The following is a 25751-nucleotide window of genomic DNA, read 5'->3' as shown; positions in this document are numbered from 1 at the left end:
CTCACATGCCGGACAGGATGCACAATGGCTGACAGGCCCTTATGGACATTTGCGGAATTGGTGCAGGCCACAGGCGGCACCCTGATGGGGCCAGGCGGCGGGGCGGCGGCGACCCGTGGTGTTAATTTCGACAGCCGCGCGCTGTTGCCCGGCGATGTGTTTCTGGCGCTGAAAGGCGCGCGCGATGGCCATGATTTCGTGGCCCAGGCCTTCGCATCGGGGGCCGCCATCGCCGTGGTCAAGCGCCCGGTTGAAGGCGGCCCATGCCTGCTGGTGCCCGATGTGCAGGCAGCCCTTGAGGCGATGGCGGTGTTTGCCCGCGAACGCGCGCCACAGTGCCATCGCGGCGCGGTGACCGGCAGCGTCGGCAAGACCAGCGTCACCCAGATGGTGATGCAGGGGCTGAAGCGGGCCGGACGTGCCCATTCGGCGGTCAAGAGCTTCAACAACCATATCGGCGTGCCGCTTACCCTGGCGCGGATGCCGGCCGATACGGAGCGCGCCGTTTTTGAAATCGGCATGAATCACGCCGCCGAAATCACGCCCCTGTCGCAATATGTAGCGCCCCACGCCGTCGCCATCACCACGGTGGGCGCGGTGCATACGGAAAACTTCCCCGATGGCGAAGCGGGCGTGGCGCGCGCCAAGGCCGAGATTTTCGATGGCCTCAAGCCCGGCGGTCTGGCCATTCTCAATGCCGATAACGAATGGTTTGACTATCTGGCCACGGCGGCGCGTGGTGCAGGCGCTCTGGTGGCGGCCTTTGGCGAAGGCGGCGGCGTCGATGCCCAGCTCATGGCGCATCAGATGGCAGGCGACCGCGCCGAAATCCGCGCGCGGTTTCATGGCCGCGACATCGCTTTTTCGCTGTCGCATACCGGCCGCCATCAGGCCGTCAATGCGCTGGCGGCGCTTTTGATGCTGGAAGCGCTCGATGTCGATCTCGATACCGGCCTGGCCGCGCTCGAAGGGTTCGAGACGCTGGAAGGCCGTGGCAAGGTGGTAAGTGTCCCGTTCAGGGGCGGTCAGATCACGCTGATCGACGAAAGCTACAACGCCAATCCCGTGTCGATGGCTGCCACCCTGCACAGCCTCGGTGATCGCGCCCGCGCGCCCGGATCACGCAAAATTGTCGTGTTGAGCGATATGCTCGAACTGGGCCCCGATGCGGCGGAACTGCACGCTGGGCTCGCGCCGGTGATCGCAAATCTCGACATCGATCAGGTCTATCTGGCGGGGCCGCTGATGAAACATCTGTGGGACGCCCTGCCGCAGGCTGTGCGCGGGGCCTGGATGCCCGCCGCCGCCGATCTGGCGCCTTGCGTGATTGAAGGCTTGCAAGCGGGCGATATGATCATGATAAAGGGATCGAACGGCTCAAAGGCCGGTCTGGTCGCAAAAGCGCTTATGGGCATCGGCACACACCAAACATAATAAGGCGCTTCATGTTCTATCTTTTGTATGAACACGTATCCAATCTGCACCAGCACTGGCCGCTGATCAATCTGATGCGCTATCAGACCGTGCGTATCTTTCTGGCCATGATCACCGCCATGATCGTGTCGGTGGGCATGGGGTCGCGCTTTATCCGCTGGATGCGCGCCAAGCAGGGCAAGGGCCAGCCGATCCGCGAAGACGGCCCCGCCTCGCACCTGCTGACCAAGAAGGGCACGCCGACTATGGGCGGGCTGATGATTCTGGCCGGGATCGCCGTAGCCACCATCCTGTGGGTCGATCCGCATTCGGCCAGCGCCTGGGTGGTTTTCGGCGTCACCATGTCGTTCGGCCTGCTCGGTTTTATCGATGATTACGCCAAGGTGACCAAACAGACCTCGGCGGGCCTGACCTCGATCCAGAAGTTGCTGGCCCAGAGTGTGATCGCGGTCATCGCCACCCTCGTCATCATGTATTATTCACCGGCTCCGCCCGATGCCCCGCATCTGGCCACCTCGCTGGTCATTCCGGTCTTCAAGAATTTCATCTGGGATCTGGGCCTGTTTTACATCGTTATGGGCGTGGTGGTGATTGTCGGCGCATCCAATGCTGTCAATCTGACCGACGGGCTGGACGGGCTGGCCATTGTGCCGGTGATGATCGCGGCAGGCGCTTTTGTGCTGATTGCCTATCTGGTCGGCAATGCCAAGTTCGCCGAATATCTGATCATCCACTATGTGCCGGGCGCGGGCGAGGTGGCGGTGATCTGCGCCGCCATTATCGGCGGCGGCATGGGCTTTTTGTGGTACAATGCCCCGCCCGCCAAAATCTTCATGGGCGATACCGGCTCGCTGGCTTTGGGCGGTGGTCTGGGCGCTGTGGCCATGACGGTCAAGCATGAGATCGTGCTGGCCATTATCGGCGGGCTTTTTGTCGTCGAGGCCCTGTCCGTGATGATTCAGGTGGGCTATTTCAAGCTGACCCGCAAGCGCGTCTTCCTGATGGCGCCGATTCATCACCATTATGAAAAGCTGGGCTGGGCCGAATCGACCGTGGTGATCCGCTTCTGGATCGTCGCTGCCATGTTGGCTATGGTCGGGCTGGCCACGCTGAAAATCAGATAGAGAGTTTGTACTGTGATCCCCGTCAAAGGCTTTGAAGGCAAGCGAGTCGCCATTTTCGGACTGGGCCGTTCGGGGCTGTCGGCGGCGCGCGCCCTGAAGGCAGGCGGGGCCGAGCCTGTTTTGTGGGACGACAAGCCGGCCTCGGTGATGGCGGCGACGAAAGAGCGCTTTACCGTCGAGAACCTGCAAAACAGCGACTGGTCGGAGATCGACGCCCTGATGCTGTCGCCGGGTGTGCCGCTGACCCATCCCGAACCGCACTGGACGGTCAGGCTGGCGCAGGGCGCGGGCGTGCCGGTGCTGGGCGACATCGAGCTTTTCGCGCGCACACTGAATGCCCTGCCGGAGCATAAGCGTCCGAAGGTGGTGGCGATCACCGGCACCAATGGCAAATCGACGACCACGGCCCTGATCGGCCACATCCTGAAAGCGGCGGGCAAGGATGTGCATGTCGGCGGCAATATCGGTATCGGCGTGCTCGACCTGCCCGATATGCACGCCGGTTCGGTCTATGTGATCGAAACCTCTTCGTATCAGCTCGATCTGACCCAGACCTTCCGGCCTGATGTGGCCGTGCTGATGAATTTTTCGCCTGACCACCTGGATCGTCATGGCGGCATGGCGGGCTATATCGAGGCCAAGCGCCGCATCTTCATGAACCAGACGGCGGAGCAGGTGGCGGTGATCGGTGCCGATGACGACTATACTGCCGCCCTGATCAGCGAGATGCGCCTGAACCATCCGGTCAAACTGGTGCCAATCTCGTCGCGCCGTACGCTGGGCCACGGCGTCTATGCGCTGAACGGCGTGCTGTACGACGGCACGGGAGTGCGCGCCCGCCAGATCATCGATTTAAAGCGCGTACGCACGCTGACCGGCCGTCACAACTGGCAAAACGCCGCCGCCGCCTATGCCGCCTGCAAGGCTTTGGGGCTTGATGCCGACGCCATTATTGCCGGCATGTTCAGCTTTCCCGGCCTCGATCACCGGATGCAGGAGATTGGCCGTATCGGCAAGGTGCGCTTCATCAACGATTCCAAGGCGACCAATGCCGATGCGGCGCGTCAGGCCATGTCGAGTTTCGAGCGTTTTTACTGGATCGCCGGGGGTCGCGCCAAGGCGGGCGGCATCGAAGATCTGCGTGACCTGTTTCCGCGCGTCAAACAGGCCTTCCTGATCGGCGAGGCGGCGGAACTGTTTGAAAAAACTATCGGCGGGTGCGCGCCCACCCTCCAGTCGCGCCATCTGTTCACCGCCGTGGCGCAAAGCTATGCCGAGGCCGAGAAAAGCGGCCAAGAGGAGATTGTGCTGTTTTCACCGGCCTGCGCCTCATTCGACCAGTTCAGCGATTTCGAGGCGCGCGGCGACGCTTTCAAGACGGCGGTGGAAGAGATCGCCCGTTCGGCGGCGGTGACCGGCGCGGAACACGCGCCGGGCTGAGAGACGTTTTGCGCGACAGGCTTCAGATTTTCGTGTGAATCCCACGGTCGCTTAAGGCCATATTAACCACGCCTTGCTGAATCCTGTTTCAGTATCCCGAAATCACGCTGTCCGTCCGCCAGAGCCGACGGCGGGCAGGATCGGGTCGGCCTCCGCCAGGATTGCGTTCATGAATCAGGTTTCCGCCCATCCGTTTACGCGCACGGATCGCTCGCCCACCGCCATCTGGTGGTGGACGCTCGACCGCGTCACCTTGGCCCTGGTGCTGATTCTGATGGTGCTGGGCTTCTTCTTTTCCTTTTCCACCTCGCCGGTGGCGGTGCTGCATATCGGCAGCCCTGACGATTTCTACTACACCAAGCGGCAGTTCGTATTCGTGCTGCTGACCATGGGCTGCATGATCGCCGTGTCCAGGCTGTCGCTGAAAGGCGTCAAGCGCGTGTCGGTGCTGGTCTATGGCGTGGCCCTGACCATTATGGCGCTTTTGCCGCTGATCGGCCACGACGCCAAGGGCGGTCGGCGCTGGCTGGCTCTGGGGCCTGTCGCGCTTCAGCCATCGGAATTCTTAAAGCCCGCCCTGATCGTGCTGATCGCCTGGATGTTCTGCGAAGGCCAGAAGGGCAAGGGCGTGCCGGGCGTCACCGTGGCCATGATGCTGTATGCGATGGCGATTCTGCTGTTGCTGATCCAGCCCGATGTCGGGCAAAGCATCCTGATCACCATCGTGTTCGGGGCCTGCTTCTTCATTTCCGGCGTGCCGTTCCGCTGGATCATCGGCATGGGGGCGGCGGCGGTGTCGGGTCTGGTCGGCCTGTTCTTCATCCAGCCGCACTTTCGCACCCGCATCATGGGTTTCATCACGCCCGACGCCGCCGCCCACTTTCAGGTCAATGCCGCCAAGGCTGCCATCGCCAATGGCGGCATCTGGGGCGTGGGGCTCAATGAAGGGGTGATGAAGAAATATATCCCCGACCTGCATACTGACTTCATCTATTCCGTGGTGGGCGAAGAATACGGCCTGTGGCTGACCCTGATCATCATCGGCATTTTCGCCTTTATCGTGGTGCGCGGCCTGCTCAAGGCGATGGCCATGCAGGATCCGTTTCGCCAGATCGCCACGTCGGGCCTCTATATCATGCTGGGCGTGCAGGTTTTGATCAATATCTCGGTCAATCTCGGCCTGATTCCGCCCAAGGGCATGACTCTGCCGTTTATTTCCTATGGCGGCTCGTCCATGCTGGCTATGGGTCTGTGCTTCGGTTTCATCCTGGCCCTGACGCGCAAGCGTAATGAGGAAATCACCGCGCCCGACGATCCGTCGAAATGGTAAGAGGTTGCGCTTGGTATTCGCTTTTTATACCGGACTCGCTATTGTGATGCTGATCTGAACCATCATTTCCGGGGATATTAAGTTTGGCCAGCCACCCACGCCGCAAACCGTCTTCCTTCGCTGACAAGCCGCTGGCCGTGGTGGCGGCGGGCGGCACGGGCGGCCATCTCTTTCCCGCCGAGGCCCTGGCCAGCGAACTGATCAGCCGCGGCTGGGAGGTGGTGCTGGCCTCCGATGCACGCGGCGCCGCCTTTGCCGAAAACTTCCCGGCGAAAGAGCGTTTGTCGCTGGAAGCCGCCACGTTCAAAAAGTTCGACCCCATCGGCATGGCGCGCGCATCGGTCAAGATCGGGCTGGGCATCATGCAGGCGCGCAAGGCCTTCAAGCGCCTGAAGCCGTGGGCGGTGATCGGCTTTGGCGGCTATCCGTCCTATCCGGCCCTGATGGCGGCCCTGTCGCGCAAGGACATTACCCTGATCCACGAGCAGAATTCGGTGCTGGGCCGCTCCAACCGGCAACTGGCCGACAAGGTGGACGCTATGGCCTGCGCCTTCCCGGTGCTGCGCATGGCACCTGCCACACTCGAAGGCCGGGTGCAGGTGGTCGGCAATCCGGTACGGCCCGATATTCGCGCCCTGTATGACCAGCCCTATCCGGCAATTAACAAGACGATCCGCATCCTGATCACCGGCGGCTCGCAGGGCGCGAAAATCCTGTCGCAGACCGTGCCGCAGGCGCTGGCGCTGTTGCCGGTTTCGCTGCGCATCAAGCTGCATGTCGAGCAACAGACGCGCGCCGAACAGGTGGCCGAGGCCGAGGCCGTCTATCAGGCGGCGGGCATCGAGGCCGAGATCGCGCCGTTTTTCAACAATATGGCCGAGCGGCTGGGCCGCGCCCATATCGTCATTGCCCGCTCTGGCGCTTCCACCTGTTCCGAACTGGCGGTGGCGGGCAGGCCTTCGGTGCTGATCCCGCTGAAGATCGCCGCCGACGACCACCAGACCTGGAATGCCGAGGTGCTGAAATCCGCCAAGGCCGCCATCGTTATCCGCGAGCAGGATGTGACGGCGCAGCATCTGGCCGATGAAATCCGCACCCTGATCGAGGGCGCTGACTTGTTGCCGCTGCGTGCTCAGGCGGCGCGTTCGGTGGCCCGGCCCGATGCGGCGCGCCAGATGGCCGATCTGGTCGAGCGCACCGTCGCCCGCGTCAGGGAAGGTTAGAGCATGGCCCGTATGCCCGCCACCCCGCCCGCCGACGCCCTGAATCGCGGCTTTATCCAGCGCGTTCTGTTTGTGATACTGGCCATAGCCGGGGCGTTTCTTGTCTTCAAGCTGATGGGGCTATGGCTGCTGATCTTTGGCGCCATCGTCATCGCCACCGTGCTGCGCGCCCTGGCCGAACCGCTGATCAAATATACGCCGCTCAACGACACCTTCGCCGTGCTGACCGTACTGGTGGCTGTGCTGGCGCTGCTGGCCGTTACCTTTTATCTGTTTGGCCGCGAACTGACCGACCAGACCCAGACCCTGCTGACTCAATTGCCTGCCGCCTGGGCGGCGCTTCAGCTCAAGCTGGAAAGCTCGGTCATCGGATCGCAGATCAAGGATCAGGTCGATGCCCTGGGTCACCAGACCGGCACGGTCATGTCCAAACTGTCTTTGATCGCGGGCAATGTGCTGTCGTCGGTGGCCAATATCTTCGTGGCGCTGGTGGCCGGGATTATCCTGGCCATCAATCCCGGCCGTTACCGCGACGGCGTGGTGTTCCTGTTCGCCGAACGTCATAAACCGCGGGCGTGCGAGGCCATGAACACGGCGGGCCATGCGCTTCGCCTATGGTTTATCGGCCAGTTCATCTCAATGGTGCTGGTCGGCACCCTGACCGGCGTCGGTTTGTGGATCGTCGGCCTGCCCTCGGCCCTGACCCTGGGCCTGATGGCCGGACTGGCGCAGTTCGTACCGATTGTCGGGCCGGTGGCTTCGGCCGTGCCGGGGCTTTTGCTGGCCGCCATGTCGGGCTGGCAGACGGTGTTGTGGGCGCTGGTCGTCTATGCCGGCGTGTCGCATCTGGAAAGCAATTTCATCACGCCCATCGTGCAAAGGCGCATCGCCTCTATCCCGATCATCGTCACCCTGTTCGCCGTGATCGGCTTTGCCGGTCTGATGGGGGCGATGGGCGTGATCTTCGCCATGCCGCTGACCGTGATCCTCTATACCCTGATCCGCAAGCTCTATACGGGCCGGGATGGCGTCGAAGCACCGGGTGGCAGCTTAAAGGAAAGCTTCCGGCGCAGGCCGAAAACGACAAGTGACAGCCCCGGCCCGATGGGCTAAAGCGGGCTGATCCGCCTCCCGTATTTTATTCTGTGAAACGACCTCATGGCCCATAGCAAGCGTCCCACCCCCTTTGATCTCGGCCCCGTCCATTTTGTCGGCATTGGCGGCATCGGCATGAGCGGCATTGCCGAAATCATGCTGAAAATCGGCTATGCCGTGCAGGGCTCTGACGCAAAAGTCTCGGCCAATACCGAGCGGCTGGAAAAGCTGGGCGCGAAAATCTTCATCGGCCACGCCCCCGAACACGTCACCGAAGGCGTGTGTGCGCTTGTCTATTCGACGGCGGTGAAAGCCGATAATCCCGAAATGCTGGAGGCGCGCCGCCGCCGCATTCCGTTGGTGCGCCGCGCTGAAATGCTGGCCGAACTGATGCGGCTGCAATTCTCCATCGCGGTGGGCGGCACGCACGGCAAGACCACCACCACCTCGATGGTGGCCTGTCTGCTCGATGCGGGCGGCATGGATCCCACGGTCGTCAACGGCGGCATCATCAATGCCTATGGCACCAATGCCAAGGTGGGCGATGGTGAATGGATCGTGGTCGAGGCCGACGAATCCGACGGTTCTTTTCTGCGCCTGAAATCGACCCTGGCCATCGTCACCAATATCGACGCCGAACACCTCGATCACTGGGGCGATTTCGATGCGGTCAAAAAAGGCTTCTGCGATTTCGTCGAAAACATCCCGTTTTATGGCTTCGCCGCCGTCTGTATCGACCATCCCGAAGTGCAGGCCCTGGCGGCGCGCATTGATAACCGCCGCCTGATCCCCTATGGCACCAGTCCGCAGGCTGAGGTGCGCTGCGTCAATATTGATTTTGGCCCGGAAGGCGCGTGTTTCGACGTGATTTTCCAGCCTGCGGGCGCGGATGCCTTTACGTGGGAAAAGCTGAAACTGCCGATGACTGGCAATCACAATGTCTCCAACGCCACCGCCGCCATCGCCGTGGCGCGCGAACTGGGCGTCAGCGAAGACGCGATCCGCAAAGGTCTGGCCGGTTTCGGCGGGGTCAAGCGCCGTTTCACCACCACGGGCGTCACCTCCGATGGCGTGCGCGTCATTGATGATTATGGCCACCATCCGGTCGAAATCGCCGCCGTGTTACGCGCCGCCCGTCAGGTCACAGGTCAGGGCAAGAATGGGGGCCGGGTGATCGCCGTCGTCCAGCCGCACCGCTATACGCGGCTGCGCGACCTGATGACCGAGTTCGCCACCTGTTTCAACGACGCCGACACGGTGATCGTCGCCGATGTCTATACGGCGGGCGAAGCGCCCATCGAAGGCGTCGATAAGGCGGCTCTGGTGGAAGCCCTGCATCGCTTCGGCCACCGCAATGTGATGGCGCTCGACACACCCGCCCATCTGGCCTCTCTGGTGGCCAGTGAAGCCAAGTCGGGCGATCTCGTTGTGCTGCTGGGGGCGGGCGATATTACGCAGTGGGCCTATGCCCTGCCGGGCCAGCTTGAGGCGCTCAAATTATGAGCCACGAATCGAAACACTGGATCAGCGAACTGCCGCCGGTGCGCGGCAAGATGATGTACCGCGCCGATCTGGCGCCGTTTACCTGGTTTCGCGTCGGTGGCCCGGCGGATGTGGTCTTCCTGCCCGAAGATGTGGCGGACTTAAGCGATTTCCTGAAAAGGCTCGATCCCGGCATTCCGGTTCTGACCATCGGCGTTGGCTCGAACCTTTTGGTGCGCGATGGTGGCGTCGAAGGCGTGGTCATCCGGCTGGGACGCAATTTCGCCGATGTCGAACCGCGCGGGGATGCTCAGCTTTGGGCCGGGGCGGCGGCCTTGGATGCGCAGGTGGCCCGGATAGCGGCGCAAAACGGCATTGCGGGCCTCGAATTTTATCGCGGCGTACCGGGCACCATCGGCGGCGCCATCGTCATGAATGCTGGCTGCTATGGCGCGGAAACCAAGGATGTGCTGGTCGAGGCCTATGCGATCACGCGGGCTGGCGAACGGGTGACGCTTTCCAATGCCGATATGGGCTATGCGTACCGTCATTCCAAGCCGGACAATCTGGTCTATATCGGCGCTCTGTATCAGGGCACGCCGGACGATCCGGCGGCTGTGACCGAGCGGATGGAGGCGATCACGGCGCGCCGCGAACAGACCCAGCCAATCCGCGAAAAGACCGGCGGCTCGACCTTCAAAAACCCTGAGAGCAAGTCGGCCTGGCAATGCGTCGATGAGGCGGGTTGGCGCGGACGCATGTATGGCGGGGCCAAGTTCTCCGAACTGCATTCCAATTTCATGATCAATACCGGCGACGCCACGGCCACCGACCTCGAAGGTCTGGGCGAGACGGTGCGCGCCGAGGTGAAAGATCGCCTCGGCATCGAGCTGCAATGGGAAATCAAGCGCATCGGCCGGACGCACAGGTAAGCTCCCCTTATCCTCCCCTGTTTACGGGGGAGGTGGCGAGCTAGTCTCGCTGGAGGGGGCAAGCACGATCAGAATGAGCCATGTTTGAAGTTACCGCTTCAAATGACAGATCCCCCCCTCCGTCAGCGCCTTCACGCTGACACCTCCCCCGTACGCTGCGCTACAGGGGAGGATGAAGATAAGGAGCTACATGATGAAAATCGGTTTTATCGGCCTTGGCAATATGGGGGCGGCGATTGCGCCCAACCTGCTGCGCGCCGGGCATGAACTCACCGTCTGGAACCGCACGGCGTCGCGCGCCGATGCGCTGGTGGCGGCGGGCGCGAAGCTGGCGGCGATCCCCGCTGAAGCGGCGATGGGCGAGGTGGTTTTCACCATGCTGTCCGATGATGCAGCGCTGGAGGGCATAAGCGCCGCTATCCTCGATCACCTGCCCGCAGGCGGCTTGCATATTTCGCTGTCCACCATCAGCGTGGCGCTGGCCGACCGGCTGAGCGAGGCGCACACGGCGAAGAATCAGGGCTTTGTCAGCGCGCCGGTGTTTGGCCGTCCCGCCGCCGCCGCCGAGGGCAAGCTGTTCATCACGGCCGCCGGATCGCCCGCCGATATGGCCAAGGCCATGCCGCTGCTTGAGATCATCGGCCAGAAGATCGAGGTCTTCGCCGATAAGCCCTCCACCGCCAATCTGATTAAGCTGGCCGGGAATTTCCTGATCGTGTCCCTGACCGAAGCGCTTGGCGAAGCGATGGCTTTGGTGACGCAGGGCGGGGCCGATAAGGGCCAGTTTCTCGACTTCCTGACCTCGACCCTGTTCAATGCGCCGATCTATAAGAATTACGGCGCGATGATCGTCAAAGAAACCTTCGAGCCCGCCGGTTTTGGCGCGTCCCTGGCCGCCAAGGATATGCGTCTGGCCGGTGAAGCGGCGGGTGCGCTGGGCGTTGTCATGCCGCTCAACGATCTGCTGCGCGCACGCCTGCAACGGCTGATCGACGGTGGCGAAGGCCATCTCGATCTCACCGCCCTGTCCTTGCTGGCGCAAAGAGACGCCGGATGAGCCTGCGCGACCTCCATGCCGCGCGGGGGCCGCTGATCATGGGCGTGGTCAATGTCACGCCCGACAGCTTTTCCGACGGCGGGCGGTTTACCGGACTGGAGGCGGCGCTGTCCCATGCGCAGGGCCTGATCGAAGCCGGGGCCGACCTGATCGACATCGGCGGCGAATCGACCCGGCCCGGTGCCCATCCGGTGACGCTGGAAGAGGAGATCAACCGCGTTGTGCCGCTGATTTCGGCTCTGTCACGCCTCACCGATACGCCGATCAGCGTCGATACGCTGAAGCCCGAAGTGGCCGAAGAGGCGCGCCATGCCGGGGCCAGTGTGTGGAACGACGTGACCGCCCTCACCCACAGCCCTGACAGTCTGGAGGTGGCGGCGCGCTTTGGCTCCGACATCATCCTGATGCACATGCGCGGCGAACCGCGCACCATGCAGTCCAATCCGTGGTACGAAGACGTGGTGGCCGAGGTCGAATCCTATCTGCTGGAACGCGCCGAGGCGGCCATAAAGGCGGGCGTCAGGCGCGAGCATCTCTGGCTGGATCCCGGCATCGGCTTTGGTAAAAATCTCGATCATAATCTGGCCCTGATCCGCGCCACGAAGCGCCTGGCCTCGCATGGCTTTCCGCTGGTGATGGCGGCGTCGCGCAAGCGTTTTATCGCGGCGCTGGAAGAACGCGAGGGGGCCGAGCCTTCGGGGCCGGACGCGCGGCTGGGGGCCGATATTGCCGTCCATCTCCATGCCGTGCAGCAGGGTGCGAACATGGTGCGCGTGCACGATGTGGCCGAGATGAAGCAGGCTCTGCGGTTGATGCGGGCCTTGCGGGGATAGGCCTATTTCTTCGGTTTTTGCAGCAGGTAAAAGCCGCCGAGCAGCACGAAGGCGACGACCAGCCAGATCAGAAATGAGTCGTGCAGCAGTTTGTCGAGCATGGCAAAATGCCTTATGAAAGCGGTTGGTAAATATCGAAGGCGGCGAGGAACATCGGGTCGCTGACCACCGTGCCGCAACTAAGCCGGTAACGCCCCGGCGGTTGCAGTTTGAAGGCGGCGGGCACCAGCGGCAGATAAAATTCCTCGCCCGATTTCTTGCCGGTCAGTTCCAGCACGAAGCCTTCGGTGCGATTGGCGCGGATCAGCCGCCCGGCCAGGATTTCAAAGCTGAGCAGATCATCAGCGTGGCCGATACGGTTGAGACGCACCAGAATCAGCGTGTTGCGCGCCGCGCGCAGCACCGGATGGTCGCGCTCGGCGAAGGCTTCGGGCTGCAACTCGTTCCAGCGCGCGTCCTTCATGGATGGATGATGTCCTCGACAAAGGCAAAGCGCGGCTGAGGCCCCTGCTCCGTTTCGACCGTTTCGCCAAACATGGCCAATGGCCGCACCCACAGCACAGCCTCGCCCGCCTCTTGTCCATGCGGGGCGTACAGCACCAGAGTTTCCTCTGTTTCGGAATGTCTGACCGTGCCGAACACCTTGTAAAGCTTGCCTTTATAATGCCGATAGGTGCCACGCTTGATGTCGCTTTTGTAAAACGAGGTTGTCAGGGGCATAACGATTTCCTAGATGGATTCTCGCTACTATACCATGTGTCTTCGAGTCGTCAGGATTATCCCGTTATGCACCGCGTTCTTATCATTGCCGGTTCGGATTCGTCGGGTGGGGCGGGCATTCAGGCCGACATCAAGACCGTCACCTGCCTCGGCGGCTATGCCATGACCGCCATCACCGCCCTGACCGTGCAGAATACGCTGGGGGTATCCGACGTGATGGCCGTGCCGCCCGATTTCATCCGGGCGCAGGCGCGCGCCTGCCTCGATGACATCGGCGCTGATGCGATCAAGACGGGGATGCTCGGAGATGTGGCGACGCTGGAGGTCGTGTCGGAGGTGATCGAAGGCGCGCGCCTGTTCACCGTGGTCGATCCGGTCATGGTGGCCAAGGGCGGCCATGCCCTGCTGGCCGATCAGGCGGTCGATGCCATGAAGGCCCTGCTGGTGCCGCTGGCCGATCTGTTAACCCCCAATGTGCCCGAAGCCCATGCCCTGACTGGGCTTGCCATCGACAGCGAAGACGATATGCGCGCCGCCGGTGAGGCATTGTTGCAGATGGGGGCAAAAAACGTGCTGATGAAGGGCGGCCATATGCCGGGTGATGAGGTGGTCGATTGGCTGGTCACGCCGAAACAGACCTTTCGCTTCGCAGGCCCGCGCATCGATACCCGCCATACCCACGGCACGGGCTGCACCCTGGCCTCGGCGTGTGCCGCCCTAATGCGCGAAGGCCGACCGCTCGATGAAGCGGTCGGCCTTGCCAAGGACTATATCGGCGGGGCGATCCTGATGGCCCCCGGTCTGGGCCAAGGGCATGGGCCCCTGCGCCATAACTGGCTGCTTTGAATGTAATCGCAGCCTTCCCCTCTCCCCTTTTTAAGGGGAGAGGACGGGAGCCAAGCCTTTAGGCGAAGGCGACCGGGTGAGGGGCAATCTTTGTGTCGCCACCAAGCCCCTCATCCGGCCTTCACTGCGTTCAGGCCACCTTCTCCCCTTTTAAGCCAAGGGGAGAAGGGAAGGTCAGGCGATGCAAACTCATCCCGGTTTAACGACGGTTGCGATCATTGGCCTGAACGTGGATACGGCCGTTCAGCACGTCGAGCTTGCCATTGAGCGTGGCGATTTCCGAACGGGTCAGGCCGTGGCGATCATAGGAACGCTTCAGGCTGGCCACGCTGTTGAGCTGGCTGGTCAGGCGGTTGGCTTCGCGCTGGCTTAAGTGGCGGGTGCGCTGACCCTCGCGGATGTCGTTGCGCAGATTGTGGATGCGGCCATCGATCTGGGCGGAGGCGCGCATATCCATCTTGACGGCGACGGGGTGCATGTGCATCGGGGCGGCGGAAGCGGTGGCCGGGATGGACACAACGGTCAGGCTGGTGGCCACGGCGGCGATCAGGGCGGCGGTGGCGATCAGCGACTTGGTGGTCTTTTGGGTCTTCATGATCTTAATTCCTCTGGTTATGTCGCTGTTGATCAGCGATGAGGTCAGATTACATGGGCCGGGTGAGCCTAATCTGAACCGCGCGTTTCAGTCTCGGTTCATCTGGCGGACGCAATCTGGCCGCAAAGACGCGGGGGGCTTGCGATCAGCGCCTGAACTATAAGCCGTGGCCGCGTCGTGAAGCATGTCAGCTTTGACATTTTTGAAATGCAGCCAAAAGGGCGCGTTATATTTTTTTGCCTCATGCGCATTTTTTTGCGGAAGGCCGGCGGCAAAAAGCTTGCCCTGAAAGCGCTGAAAGCGCATAGCCAGCGGTAAATCCAGCGTCCGTTCGGTGCCAGTTAAAGGGTTTTCGCATGTCCTCCACACCCGCCACCCCCACCCAAAAGCCACCCCGCGCGCCGGAGAGGCCGTGGTTCTCCTCCGGCCCGACCGCGAAGCGTCCGGGCTGGAGCGTCAAGGCGCTCGAAAATGCGCCGGTGGGCCGGTCTAACCGCTCGAAGGTGACGGTGGCGCGCATCCGTCAGGCGCTGGATCTGACGCGCTCGATTCTGGAAATTCCCGCCGATTATCAGGTCTTCATGATGCCCGGTTCGGATACGGGCGCCTTCGAAGCCGCCATGTGGAACCTGCTTGGCCCGCGCAAGGTGCAGCTTCTGGCCTATGAAAGCTTCGGCCAGCTCTGGGGCGATGATGCGGTCAACCACCTGAAACTGGACGCCGAAGTTCTGAGCGCCCCCTATGGCCGCCTGCCCGACCTGACGAAGATCGACCCCGAAGCCGATCTCGTCTTCCCGTGGAACGGCACCACATCGGGCGTGCGCGTGCCGGATGGTGACTTCCTGAAAGCTCACAAAACGCATAAAAATGGCGGTCTGGTTTTGTGCGACGCCACCTCGGCGGCCTTCTGCATGGAACTGCCGTGGGACAGCATTGATGTCGCCACCTTCTCGTTTCAGAAGGCGCTGGGCGGCGAGGCGGGCATCGGCGTGCTGATCCTGTCGCCCAAGGCGGTCGAGCGGCTCAACAGCTTCGATTCGGGCCGTCCGATCCCCAAGGTGATGCGCCTGAAGAAGGGCGCTTTGGCTGACGACAAAATTTTAGGCGGCGACGCGATCAACACCTTTTCCTTCCTGATCATCGAAGACTTTCTCGACGCGCTGAAATGGGCGACCTATCAGGGCGGGCTGGAAGGGCTGATCTTCCGCTGCAACAATAATTTTCGCGCCCTGGCCGAATGGGTGGAAAAGACGCCGTGGATCGATTTCGTGGCCGAAGTTCCCGAACAGCGCTCCACCACGTCGGTGTGCCTGAAATTCACCGATCCGGCCATCACCAGTCAATCCGCCGAGGTGCAGGCGAAGCTGGCGGGGAAGATCGGCTCGCTGCTCGAAATCGAAGGCGTGGCGTTTGATGTCACCGCCTATCGCGCCGCCCCGCCGGGCCTGCGCATCTGGTGCGGCTGCACGGTCGAAGCCGACGATATCGACGCGCTCAAACCGTGGCTGGAATGGGCCTATGCCGAGGCGCTGGCGGCGCTGGAAACGGTTTAGGACGGGTCGACATTCAGGCTTGAGGCCTCAATAGGTTCGTCCCGCGTAAAGGGGAATCGGGCCGCGTAAAGGGGAAATCGGGTGCAGCTCTATTATCCTTCCCCGTAAACGGGGAAGGAAAAAATATGAAGCGCTTCTATGTTGCGATAGATGCGGGGGCTGCGGCGTCTGAGCAAAAAAAGAGAGTTACAATCCCCGATTCCTGCTCTATAGGGTGCCACCGGCTAACAGGCGCAGGGCTTAAGGACTGCGCTGCAATATTCTGTGACCGGAGTAATCATCTTGGCAAACGTAACCGTAATCGGTGCCCAGTGGGGCGATGAAGGCAAGGGCAAGCTGGTGGACTGGCTGTCCAATCGCGCCGATGTCGTCGTGCGCTTTCAGGGCGGGCATAATGCCGGTCATACGCTGGTGGTGGATGGCAAGGTGTATAAGCTGAGCCTGCTCCCTTCGGGCGTGGTGCAGGGCAAGCTGTCGATCATCGGCAATGGCGTGGTCATCGATCCGTGGGCCCTGTTTGATGAAATCGCCCGCGTCGAGGCGCAAGGCCTGAGCATTACGCCTGACCTGCTGGTCATCGCCGACAATGCCTGCCTGATCTTGCCGATCCATTCCGAACTCGATATTGCCCGCGAAGCCGCTGCCGGGGCCGGCAAGATCGGCACGACGGGCCGCGGCATCGGCCCGGCCTATGAAGACAAGGTGGGCCGCCGCGCCATTCGCGTGGCCGATCTCGAAGACCTCGATGGGCTCGACGCCAAGATCGAACGCCTGCTGGCCCACCATAATGCTCTGCGCAGCGGGCTGGGCCTGCCCGATGTCGATGTCGCCGCCCTGGTGGCCAAATTGAAAGACATTGCGCCGCGCCTGCTCAGCCACGTCAAGCCCGCCTGGTATGTGCTCGACAAGGCGAAACACGAAGGCAAGCGCATCCTGTTTGAGGGCGCGCAAGGCGCTTTGCTCGACATTGACCACGGCACCTATCCGTTCGTCACCTCGTCCAACACCGTGGCCGGTCAGGCCGCCGCGGGTTCGGGCATGGGGCCGAAAAGCGTCGGCTATGTGCTGGGCATCCTGAAAGCCTATACCACCCGCGTTGGTTCCGGCCCCTTCCCCACCGAGCTGTTTGATGAGGTCGGCAAGGGTATCGCCGCACGCGGCCATGAGTTCGGCACCGTCACAGGCCGCGCCCGCCGCGTCGGCTGGCTCGACGCCGTGCTGGCGCGCCAGTCGATCGCCATCAACGGCATTGACGGCATTGCCCTGACCAAGCTCGATATTCTCGACGGCTTGGATGTCATCAAGGTGTGCGTCGGCTATAAGGTCAATGGCCAGATGCTTGATTACCTGCCTGCCGGTTTTAACGCCCAGGCCGGTATCGAGCCGGTCTATGAGGAGATGGAAGGCTGGAGCGACAGCACGCAGGGCGCGCGGTCGTGGAAAGACCTACCGGGCAATGCGGTCAAATATGTCCGCCGCATCGAAGAACTGATCGGCGCGCCGGTGGCGCTTCTGTCCACCAGTCCTGAACGTGAGGATACGATCCTGATGCGCGATCCGTTTCAGGATTAAGGGTTATACCAAGCTGCGATGACTTTGACTCATCGCAGCTTGGCAAGCGCGACTGCGCGTCGCCGCGTATGCGGCGAGCCCATTCTTAATCAAAGAAGATTGGCGGCGCTTGAGCTGCAAAAAAACGAATACCAACTTGCACCCAAATAGGTTCAGGTCCGCGCAAGTTGGTATTAGTCGGCAAAGTTTCCGCGCCATTAACCTTACCGCCTAAACGAATTTTTACGCTGCTGCGCTAAGCTCGACGAAATGATCCTCGCCGGGTTTAGCTGAATGTTCGCTCTCGATCCCAAATTGCAGTCCCGTTTGCGCCAGCATATGAGCCGCGTGCTGATACTGGAAGGCAATCCGGCCTATGCGCGGATGCTGGCCGACATGCTGCGTGTGCTGGGCTGCGATAATATCGTTATAGAGAGCGATGACCGTAAAGGCATGGCCATGTTGCCGGACTTCGATCCGCAACTGATCATGACCGAATACAAGACCGCCACAATCGACGGCATCGCCTTTACGCGCGATCTGCGCCGCAGCCAGGTGCGCGCTAAGGCCGTGCCCGTGCTGATGATGAAGTCGGAGGTGACGGCTGAGCAGCTCAACGAGGCACGCAATGCCGGTATTCACGAAGTGCTGGCCAAGCCCTTCGCCTGGCAGGACCTGCTGACCCGCCTGCAAAACGTGCTGTTCAAGCCGCGTGAATGGATCGAGGTCAGCGCCTATGTCGGGCCGTGCCGCCGCAGCTTCAATACCGGCAATTACAAGGGTCAGAAGAAGCGCCGGGGCGATAATGGCGGGCTGAAGATAGCGGTGGAGGAGGCGGTGCGTTTGCTGCGCGCCTCACTCGATATTTTCGATGAAGACGTAAACGCCGCCACCACATCGATCATGCAGCAGATGCAGATTATCGTGCCGGCCTGCAAGATGATCCGCAATCCGAAATTCACCCATGCAGTGGCCGCCGTGGTGCAGGATCTGCGCGCCAAAGCCCTGTCCCGCACCACGCTGGAGCCTCAGGTCATGGCCATGATGGAAGGTCTGGGCATGGACAAGGCCGCCGCCGCCAACCGTTTCGCCAACAAGCTGTTCGGCGAGGATACGGCAGAAGCGGGCGCGGACGAAGGAAAATCCACCCGCTCCATCGCCGAAGATGTTCACGATCCCCGGCAATCGATTGCGATTTAAGCCGTAAACTCAATCGCTCACATAAATAAAAAGGCCGGTACGCATGACCGGCCTTTTCACAGCCTCAGGCCGATCGGATCAGCCGATCTTTTGCGCCAGGCGCTCCTGGCCTTCGCGGATCAACTGGGCGGCGGCTTCGGGTTCGACCCAGCCGATGACATTGGTCGTCTTGTTCTTTTCCAGATCCTTGTAGTGGGCAAAAAAGTGCGTGATCTGGTCGATGAAGATTTGCGGCATCTGGCGATAGCTGGCCACGTCCGTATAGAAGGGGTGCAGCTTATCGACCGGCACGGCGAGGATTTTCTCGTCGCGGCCCGCCTCGTCTTCCATCACCAGCGCGCCGATCGGGCGGCAACGGATCACCACGCCCGGATAAACCGGCGTCGGCCCTACCACCATCACGTCGCACGGATCGCCATCATCGGCCAGGGTATGGGGGATAAAGCCATAATTGCCGGGATAGAACATGGAGGTGTAGAGGAAGCGGTCCACGAACAGAGCGCCCGAATCCTTGTCCATTTCGTATTTCACCGGCAGGCCGCCCTGCGGGATTTCGATGATGGCATTGATGTCCCAGGGCGCATTGACCCCGACGGAGATTTTATCGATATTCATGATCTTTTTCGACTTTTGAACAAAAACTTTGCGGCTGTCATAGGGGTTTGCCCACTCTCGCACAAGCGAGAAACAGCGGATCGGGCATCTTTAATGGAATTGGCTTAGCGCCGCAGGCCTCATCGCGGTAGGATGGCCCGCGATTCTCCATTCCTTCGCCTGAGGCCCTTCATGTCCGTCCTCCTGCCCTCCATACTGCACCTGCTGCACAGCCCGCTCGATCTGCTGGCCCTGACCTTTTTCATCCTGTGCTGGTTCGGCTACGAGCCATTTTTACGGGCCGCATCCAGAAAAGCCGGGGTGATCGCCAGGGATCTCAGCGTGGTGCGCCATGCCTGGATGCGCGAAATGGTGATCCGCAGCTTCAAGCTGTTCGATTCCAACCTGATCGCCCACGGCGTCAATTCGGCCACCAATTTTTCCTCGGCCAATCTGATCCTGATCGCCGCCGTTGCCGGGGTTCTGTTCGGCGGCCAGGTGCCGATCCAGTCGGCGCAGGCGCTCGGCATCGATATTTCCTCGCCGCACCTGCTTCAGTTCAAGCTGGCCCTCGTTCTGGCCTGTCTGACGCGCGGCCTGCTCAATTTCATCTGGTCGATCCGCCAGATCAATTACTGCGCCGCCGGAATCGGCTCCCTGCCCGACAATATGGACGCCGAAACGGCGAGCCAGTTCGGCGACGCCATGTTCGATATTCTGGAGCCAGCCATGTCCAATTTTTCGCAAGGCGTGCGCGGCTATTATTTTTCGCTGGCCGCCGGTGCCTGGCTTTTCGGCCCCGAGGCGCTGATCGTGGCCACCGGCGGCGCCGTGGCCCTGCTGGTGTGGCGCCAGTCTTTTTCACGCGCATCGCACGGGATGCGCCGCCTGCGCGAACTGCTCGACGCCCATCCCTATCCGACGCCGACCCGGCCCATCCAGCCCGCACATGCTGACAGCAACAGCCAAAATGGTGCGGCGCAAACGGAGCGCGGCGACTTCTGAAACGCCGGATCACAAAGAAACCTTTGGAAAGCGGCGTTTTGTAACCATACGTGATCACTGTTACACATGATTTGGGTTGCTTTATTTTGCACCGCAAACTACATTCAACTTGTTCGACGTTTCGACGTCGATGCCCTTCCTGGGCGTTTCCTCCCTGTAGACTTGGCCGCGCCGTTGAGCGCGGCCTTTTTTTTGGCCGCCATCGGGCCGGGTCAACCAGCCGGGTCAGGACGACAGGAGCATGGCGGTCATCTCCGCGAAAATCGCCTTGAGGCGCTCAGCGCCCGCATGAGGCTGCAAGGCGGCTTCGTCCATATAGATGGCGCGGTTGATCTCGATCTGCAAGGCCTCGACCCCGGCAGACGGCCTGCCGTAATGCTCGACAATATAGCCGCCGGCGAACGGTTTGTTGAGGCCGACGCGCAAGCCCCGTCCCTCCAGAAACCCCCGCACCTGACGCACCAGCCCCTCGCCGCAGCTTTCCCCATAGCGATTGCCCAGCACGATGTCGGGCCGTGCCTCATGCGCCGCCAGATAGCTGAGCGCCGCACTCGGCATCGAATGCCAGTCGATAAGAAGGACGGCCCGGGCAGATTGGCGGGCGGCCAGCAAACGGCCAAGCAGGGCCTCGTGATAGGGCCGGTGGATCAGATCGAGCCTGAGATTGACCTCGTCCATATCGAGCGGCTGGCGATAGATTTCCTGATCGGCGCTCAGGCGGCGGGCAATCACGCCATAACCGGCCTTGACGCGCGCACTCAGGCTCAGGGCGGCCCTGGGCAGCCTGCCACGGATCAGGCGTGCATCGAGTTCGAGCGGATGGCGGTTGACGTCGCAAAAGGCGCGGGCATAAAGACCGGTCACGCCATGCACGCCCAGGGCCTGCGGCGACACCATCGCATCGACGAAAGCGTCCTCGCTGGCGCGCAAAGCCGGCCCCGAAGCCTGCGCCGAGGCGATAAAGCTGTCAGGATAATAACGTCCGCTGTGCGGCAGGCTGTACACGATGCGACACGGCTGTTCCGGTCGCGCAATGGCCACAGCGTCGTCGGGCCTGTGCACAACCTGCCAGAGCTGGGGAGAAGGCGCGTTCATCGGCAGATCATAATCGGCATGTTAGGATTTTAATAGGACATTCCTGCCACGTCTTCATGCCTAATTTACGATCCGGCGGCAAACTTGATGACAAGCGCCGCCAGGCGATTAAGATACAGAGTTTCCGGGGCCGTCATGACAGACCAGATGAAAAAAATCCTGCTCGCCGAAGATGAGGATTCCGTGCGCAGCTTCCTGACGCGCGCCCTGCAACGCGCCGGTTATGAGGTGGTGAGCTGCGCCGATGGCGACACGGCCATACTGGCGCTCGACAATGGCCCCTATGACCTGCTGCTGACCGACATCGTCATGCCGGGCGCCGATGGCATCGAGGTGGCCAAGCGCGCCGCCGAACGCCAGCCTGATCTCAAGATCATGTTCATCACCGGCTTCGCCGCCGTGGCACTCAATGCTAAAAAGGCCTCGCCGAATGCCAAGGTGCTCGAAAAGCCCGTGCATTTGCGCGAAATCGTCACCGAGGTCGAACGTTTGATCGCTGCCTGATAAATCTTTCATCCTCCCCCGTTTACGGGGGAGGTGCCGCCGCTTGTCGGCGGCGGAGGGGGGATTTCTTTGTCAGGATACCCCAAACAGCAAAAAAGCGCCCGGAACGACCGGACGCTTTTTTTGAAGATGGTGGGCACTACTGGGATTGAACCAGTGACCCCTTCGATGTCAACGAAGTGCTCTCCCGCTGAGCTAAGCGCCCATCTTCATCTTGCTCTCACGCTTCGCTTCCTGGGAAGGTTGCGCGCTTTCCCGGCAAAGCCTTGGGCCGACCGAGGAGCGGGTGTATAACCAAGCCCTCGTCGCGTGGCAAGCGCCGCCATGTGTTTTATGGCGTTTTTCTGCGGAAAATTCAATCAGGCCCCGTCAGCCGCGCTTTTCGCCAGTTGATCGGCCAGCTTATCGGCCACCTGCGCCGCCCGCGCCAGCTCATCATTGGTCAGTTCGTGACCACTATCCATCGCCGTCAGCATGTCGCGCGCATCGCCATCGCCGCCTTCTGCCGCCAGCAGGGCCCAGGCATAGGCCGTCACCTTGTCAGCCGTCACACCGACGCCCTGATAATAGAGGGCCGCCAGACGGCTCTGGGCCAGCGGAAAGCCCTGATGCGCCGACGCTTCGATCAGCGACAGGGCGGCTGCCGGATCGGCGAGCGCGCCCTCGCCGCTCAGATTCATATTGCCGAGATTATATTGCGCCGGTGCATAACCCTGATCGGCGGCCTTTTGATACCACAGCCGCGCCTGCGCATAGTCCTGCGCCACTCCGTCGCCCAGCTCATACATATTGCCGATATTGAACTGCGCGATGTCATAGCCCTGCGCGGCAGCGGCTTTGTACCAGCCGAAAGCCTGCGCCGCGTCATGGGCCACGCCGATGCCGTTATCATAGGCGATGCCGAGATTATACTGCGCCCCGGCATAGCCCTGAGCGGCGGCCTTGCGCGTCCAGTTCAGCGCCTGAGCATAGTCTTTGGCCACGCCCTGCCCCTTGGCATACATCAGGCCCAGCTCGGTCTGCGACTCAGCATCGCCTGTTTCGGCGGCCTTGGTGTACCAGATGATGGCCTGCGCGAAATCCTGCGCCACGCCGTTACCGCTGAAATAATCATCGGCCAGCCTGCGCTCTGAGGCCACATCGCCAGCGCTCGCCTTCTTTTGCAAGGCCGCTATATCGGCCGTCTCCGGCTGGCGCTGCTGATCGCGCAGGGCCAGGGCGTCCTGAGTGGCGAAGGCGGGTGCGGCGGACAGGGCCGCCAGCGTCGCCAGAAACATCATGATCCGTCGCATGGCGACAGCCCTCACATATCAAACCGTACTGTTCAGTCTGATTATATGAGGTTCGCGTCCATTTATGCCAGTAGCCCCGCCATGATTTTGTCATCTTTCTCAAATGGCAGCATATTTGTCACAAGCCTGCGGCCTGTTCACAACGCTTATCGTGCATCGCTGTCGGGGCGCATGTAGTCGTAAACGGCAAGGCCGGTATCGGGATCGCTGAATTCGCGCCAGGTTTCGGCGGCCATAGCGGTGCGGGCGTCGCGCATCCCGTCGCGCCAGTGGCCTTCGATCGACACACGCCAGAATTCGAAATCCTTCGCCTGAATCTCGCGGCGGTTGCTGCGATTGATGATGTGCACCAGACTGACCCGGCCATCAAAGACATCGGCGGGCAGGCGCTGGTCGCACAGCCGTGCCAGATCGGCCTCGGGCACATACTGCGCCAGGGCGCGAATGGCGTGACGCAGCCGGTATTTTTCGAGAAAGGCGTCGGTATTGAGGCGCGTCCGGCTCGAATAGGTGATGTCCTTGATGCGTTCCTGCACCTCGTCCATGTTCTGCGGCACGGGGCCCACGGCGCTGAACAGGTCGATCTGAAAGATCAGCGTATCCTTGGCCACACCGGCGTCCAGCACATAGGACAGCGGCGTATTGGAAACGAGGCCGCCATCCCAATAGGCTTCGCCATCGACATAGACAGCCGGAAAACCGGGCGGCAGGGCAGCCGAGGCCATGACGTGTTCCGGCCCGATCACGCGCTCCGGTTCATGACTGTCGAAATAGACGAAATTGCCGGTCTTGACATGCACCGTCCCCAGGCTGAGGCGCATCGGCCCCTTATTGATGCGGTCGAAATCGACATGGCGCAAAAGCGTTTCGCGCAGAGGGGCCGTATCGTAAAAGCTGGTCGCTTCGGGCGTACCCTCGCGGTTGAACCACGGCAGGAAGAACCACGGGCGGAAAAAGCCTTTGACGCCGGACATCAGGCTTTGCAGGCCACTCAACTGACGAAAGCCGAATTCGGCGCTGCCGTGGCCGCGCGCCAGCGATTCCCCCGGCACCGAGGTGGAAATCTCTTCCCAGAAGGCGCGCAAATGCCTGACCCGGTCTTCGGGCGCATTGCCGGCGATGATGGCGGCATTGATCGCCCCGATCGAAATCCCGGCGATCCAGTCGGGCTCGACCCCGCTTTCGTGCAACACCTCATAGGCCCCGGCCTGATAGGCGCCCAGCGCCCCGCCGCCCTGCATGACCAGCACGGTCTGGTCATAGGGCAGTTTTAACTGGTGGCGGCGGTGAAGGGTTTTAGGCGACGGTTTGGTATTGTCGAACGACATGGGCAGCCCTCGCTATGCAATTACCAGCCATATATTGCACCGCAATATGGCCATTTCAAGCCATGCCTGCTCAGTCCAGCCCGTACAGAGGCTTCAGGCTACTCCCCTCTGTTCGTTGAACATCAGGCTACCATGCGTTTTCGCGGGCGACTAGGACGGGAATGACCCATCTATAGGAGCCGTTTTCAGGGAGGTATAGATCGTCAACCTCTTATACCTCCCTGAATTTGTCTTCAAATTCGGGGAGGGGGACCGCGAGCGCAGCGAAGCGGTGGTGGGGGTTCTTGCTTTAGGCTGTAAACGCTCACGTCAGCCGCCCTTAGGGCTTCCAGCGCAGATCGAGCGTCCGCGGATAGTCGGGATTGTGCTCAATCGGCGGCACCCTGACCCGGCCCACCGTATGGGTGGGGGCTTCGAAACGCGACAGGCGGCGGCCCTCGGCCTCGTTCTCATTGAGCGGCAGGGTTTCGTAATTACGCCCGCCGGGGTGCATGACGTGATAGCGACAACCGCCAAGGCTGCGCTCCAGCCGCGTGTCGATCACATCGAAAATCAGCGGCGAATTGACCGGCAGATTGGGATGCAGGCTGGAATACGGCGCCCACGCCTTATAGCGCACGCCCGCCACCTGGGTGCTGCCGTCGCGCGTGGCTTGCAGCGGCAGGCGGCGGCCATTGCAGGTCACGACATGCTGATCGGGCACCGCCCCCGTCAGCACCACCTCCAGCCGTTCAACCGACGAATCGACGCCGCGCGACGTGCCGCCACCCGAAGGCTCCTCGCCCATCACCGGCCACGGTTCGAGCGCGCTTTTCAGTTCGAGCGTCAGCCCGCCGATCTGCACCTTGCCCACCGAAGGGAAGCGGAAATCGAAGAAGGGAATGAACCAGTCGGCCTCGAAGACAAACCCGTTTGTTTTCAGATGATCCAGCACCTCGCCCAGATCTTCGTGGACGAAATGGCCCAGCATGAAACGGTCGTGCAATTGCGTGCCCCAGCGCACCAGCGGCGCCTTATAGGGCGTCTTCCAGAAGACCGCGACCAGGGCGCGGATCAGCAGGCCCTGAATCAGGTTCATCTGCGGGTGCGGGCTCATCTCATAGCCGCGCATTTCCAAAAGCCCCAGCCGTCCGCGGTCACTGTCGGGGCTATACAGCTTGTCGATGCAGAATTCGGCGCGGTGGGTATTGCCGCTCAAATCGACCAGCAGGTTGCGCAATAACCGGTCCACCAGCCAGGGGGCCGATTCCGCCTCACCACCGGGCAGATTGTTCAGCGCGATTTCCAGCTCATACAGCGCTTCGTGGCGCGCCTCGTCGATGCGTGGGGCCTGAGATGTCGCGCCGATATAGAGGCCGGAAAAGAGATAGGAGAGGCTTGGATGGTTCTGCCAGAAGCGCAGCATCGAGCCCAGCACATCCGGCCTGCGCAGGAAGGGCGAGTCGGACGGTTGCGCCGCCCCCATGACGATGTGATTGCCGCCGCCCGTGCCGACGCGCGTGCCATCCAGCATGAATT

General features: G+C 61.7%; 24 protein-coding genes and 1 tRNA gene. 16 read left to right on the top strand and 9 right to left on the bottom strand.

The genetic code is table 11. The features are described from left to right. Positions 1-24: 24 nt before the first annotated feature. The 10 genes from QB905_RS00125 to folP all read left to right on the top strand — a co-directional run bounded on the left by QB905_RS00125 (position 25) and on the right by folP (position 11950). Positions 25-1434 (top strand): UDP-N-acetylmuramoyl-tripeptide--D-alanyl-D-alanine ligase, encoded by a 1410-nt coding sequence (locus tag QB905_RS00125; RefSeq protein WP_282972545.1) that lies wholly within the window; start codon positions 25-27, stop codon positions 1432-1434. Positions 1435-1445: 11 nt separating this feature from the next. Continuing rightward, the gene (gene mraY, locus QB905_RS00120; protein ID WP_282972544.1) at positions 1446-2558 is read left to right on the top strand and encodes a phospho-N-acetylmuramoyl-pentapeptide-transferase; all 1113 of its coding nucleotides are present in this window, start codon (positions 1446-1448) and stop codon (positions 2556-2558) included. Positions 2559-2570: 12 nt separating this feature from the next. Continuing rightward, the gene (gene murD / locus QB905_RS00115; RefSeq protein ID WP_282972543.1) at positions 2571-3998 is read left to right on the top strand and encodes a UDP-N-acetylmuramoyl-L-alanine--D-glutamate ligase; all 1428 of its coding nucleotides are present in this window, start codon (positions 2571-2573) and stop codon (positions 3996-3998) included. A 169-nt stretch (positions 3999-4167) separates the two neighbouring features. Continuing rightward, complete coding sequence (locus QB905_RS00110) at positions 4168-5328, top strand: FtsW/RodA/SpoVE family cell cycle protein (protein WP_282972542.1); 1161 nt, start codon at positions 4168-4170, stop codon at positions 5326-5328. Positions 5329-5411: 83 nt separating this feature from the next. Further along, entirely contained in the window at positions 5412-6551 is a 1140-nt protein-coding gene (gene murG / locus QB905_RS00105; protein WP_282972541.1) for an undecaprenyldiphospho-muramoylpentapeptide beta-N-acetylglucosaminyltransferase, read from the top strand. A gap of 3 nt (positions 6552-6554) precedes the next feature. Next, entirely contained in the window at positions 6555-7664 is a 1110-nt protein-coding gene (locus QB905_RS00100) for an AI-2E family transporter (protein ID WP_282972540.1), read from the top strand. Positions 7665-7709: 45 nt separating this feature from the next. Next, positions 7710-9149 (top strand): UDP-N-acetylmuramate--L-alanine ligase, encoded by a 1440-nt coding sequence (gene murC / locus QB905_RS00095; protein ID WP_282972539.1) that lies wholly within the window; start codon positions 7710-7712, stop codon positions 9147-9149. Continuing rightward, the gene (gene murB, locus QB905_RS00090; protein ID WP_282972538.1) at positions 9146-10060 is read left to right on the top strand and encodes a UDP-N-acetylmuramate dehydrogenase; all 915 of its coding nucleotides are present in this window, start codon (positions 9146-9148) and stop codon (positions 10058-10060) included. The genes murC and murB overlap by 4 nt, the downstream gene beginning before the upstream one ends. 193 nt (positions 10061-10253) lie before the next feature. Then, positions 10254-11117, top strand: a complete 864-nt coding sequence (locus tag QB905_RS00085; RefSeq protein ID WP_282972537.1) for an NAD(P)-dependent oxidoreductase — start codon at positions 10254-10256, stop codon at positions 11115-11117. Further along, on the top strand, positions 11114-11950 hold the full coding sequence (gene folP / locus QB905_RS00080) for a dihydropteroate synthase (RefSeq protein ID WP_282972536.1): 837 nt from the start codon (positions 11114-11116) through the stop codon (positions 11948-11950). Before QB905_RS00085 ends, folP begins: the two co-directional genes overlap by 4 nt. Before the next feature lie 112 nt (positions 11951-12062). Here folP and QB905_RS00075 read toward each other — a convergent pair whose 3' ends face one another. Next, a complete protein-coding gene (locus QB905_RS00075; RefSeq protein ID WP_282972535.1) occupies positions 12063-12413 on the bottom strand; it encodes a hypothetical protein in 351 nt (116 codons plus the stop codon). Further along, entirely contained in the window at positions 12410-12670 is a 261-nt protein-coding gene (locus QB905_RS00070) for a DUF1653 domain-containing protein (RefSeq protein ID WP_282972534.1), read from the bottom strand. Before QB905_RS00070 ends, QB905_RS00075 begins: the two co-directional genes overlap by 4 nt. A gap of 66 nt (positions 12671-12736) precedes the next feature. Here QB905_RS00070 and thiD point away from each other — a divergent pair, with 66 nt between their 5' ends. Next, positions 12737-13516 carry a bifunctional hydroxymethylpyrimidine kinase/phosphomethylpyrimidine kinase gene (thiD, locus tag QB905_RS00065; RefSeq protein WP_282972533.1) on the top strand — a complete coding sequence of 260 codons (780 nt, stop codon included), beginning with the start codon at positions 12737-12739 and terminating at the stop codon, positions 13514-13516. Between the two features lie 199 nt (positions 13517-13715). Here thiD and QB905_RS00060 read toward each other — a convergent pair whose 3' ends face one another. Continuing rightward, a complete protein-coding gene (locus QB905_RS00060; RefSeq protein ID WP_282972532.1) occupies positions 13716-14111 on the bottom strand; it encodes a hypothetical protein in 396 nt (131 codons plus the stop codon). Between the two features lie 356 nt (positions 14112-14467). On the opposite strand from QB905_RS00060, the gene QB905_RS00055 reads away from it, so the two are divergent. From QB905_RS00055 to QB905_RS00045, 3 genes are all read left to right on the top strand, one after another. Further along, on the top strand, positions 14468-15664 hold the full coding sequence (locus QB905_RS00055; protein WP_282972531.1) for a phosphoserine transaminase: 1197 nt from the start codon (positions 14468-14470) through the stop codon (positions 15662-15664). 282 nt (positions 15665-15946) lie between these two features. Next, positions 15947-17236, top strand: coding sequence for an adenylosuccinate synthase (locus QB905_RS00050; protein WP_282972530.1), 1290 nt, complete (start codon positions 15947-15949; stop codon positions 17234-17236). Positions 17237-17509: 273 nt separating this feature from the next. Then, positions 17510-18415 carry a response regulator gene (locus QB905_RS00045; protein ID WP_282972529.1) on the top strand — a complete coding sequence of 302 codons (906 nt, stop codon included), beginning with the start codon at positions 17510-17512 and terminating at the stop codon, positions 18413-18415. A gap of 78 nt (positions 18416-18493) precedes the next feature. On the opposite strand, the gene ppa is transcribed toward QB905_RS00045, so the two are convergent. Next, a complete protein-coding gene (gene ppa / locus QB905_RS00040) occupies positions 18494-19030 on the bottom strand; it encodes an inorganic diphosphatase (protein WP_282972528.1) in 537 nt (178 codons plus the stop codon). A gap of 171 nt (positions 19031-19201) precedes the next feature. Between ppa and QB905_RS00035 the strand changes: the two genes are divergently transcribed. Then, complete coding sequence (locus QB905_RS00035) at positions 19202-20014, top strand: DUF599 domain-containing protein (RefSeq protein ID WP_282972527.1); 813 nt, start codon at positions 19202-19204, stop codon at positions 20012-20014. 225 nt (positions 20015-20239) lie between these two features. Here QB905_RS00035 and QB905_RS00030 read toward each other — a convergent pair whose 3' ends face one another. Then, on the bottom strand, positions 20240-21109 hold the full coding sequence (locus tag QB905_RS00030; protein WP_282972526.1) for an N-formylglutamate amidohydrolase: 870 nt from the start codon (positions 21107-21109) through the stop codon (positions 20240-20242). 147 nt (positions 21110-21256) lie between these two features. Here QB905_RS00030 and QB905_RS00025 point away from each other — a divergent pair, with 147 nt between their 5' ends. Then, the gene (locus QB905_RS00025; protein WP_282975533.1) at positions 21257-21613 is read left to right on the top strand and encodes a response regulator; all 357 of its coding nucleotides are present in this window, start codon (positions 21257-21259) and stop codon (positions 21611-21613) included. A gap of 130 nt (positions 21614-21743) precedes the next feature. Here QB905_RS00025 and QB905_RS00020 read toward each other — a convergent pair. The 4 genes from QB905_RS00020 to QB905_RS00005 all read right to left on the bottom strand — a co-directional run. Continuing rightward, a tRNA-Val gene (locus QB905_RS00020) sits at positions 21744-21818 on the bottom strand. Between the two features lie 154 nt (positions 21819-21972). Then, positions 21973-22905, bottom strand: coding sequence for a tetratricopeptide repeat protein (locus QB905_RS00015; RefSeq protein WP_282972525.1), 933 nt, complete (start codon positions 22903-22905; stop codon positions 21973-21975). Between the two features lie 146 nt (positions 22906-23051). Next, positions 23052-24233 carry a patatin-like phospholipase family protein gene (locus tag QB905_RS00010; RefSeq protein WP_282972524.1) on the bottom strand — a complete coding sequence of 394 codons (1182 nt, stop codon included), beginning with the start codon at positions 24231-24233 and terminating at the stop codon, positions 23052-23054. Positions 24234-24552: 319 nt separating this feature from the next. Next, the coding region (locus QB905_RS00005; RefSeq protein WP_282972523.1) for a transglutaminase family protein at positions 24553-25751 on the bottom strand (1199 nt) is incomplete at its 5' end.

It is taken from the genome of Asticcacaulis sp. EMRT-3 (assembly GCF_030027245.1).
Lineage (GTDB): Bacteria > Pseudomonadota > Alphaproteobacteria > Caulobacterales > Caulobacteraceae > Asticcacaulis.
The sequence above is the reverse complement of the archived record's forward strand: the minus strand, read 5'-3'. Positions and strand labels throughout refer to the sequence as shown.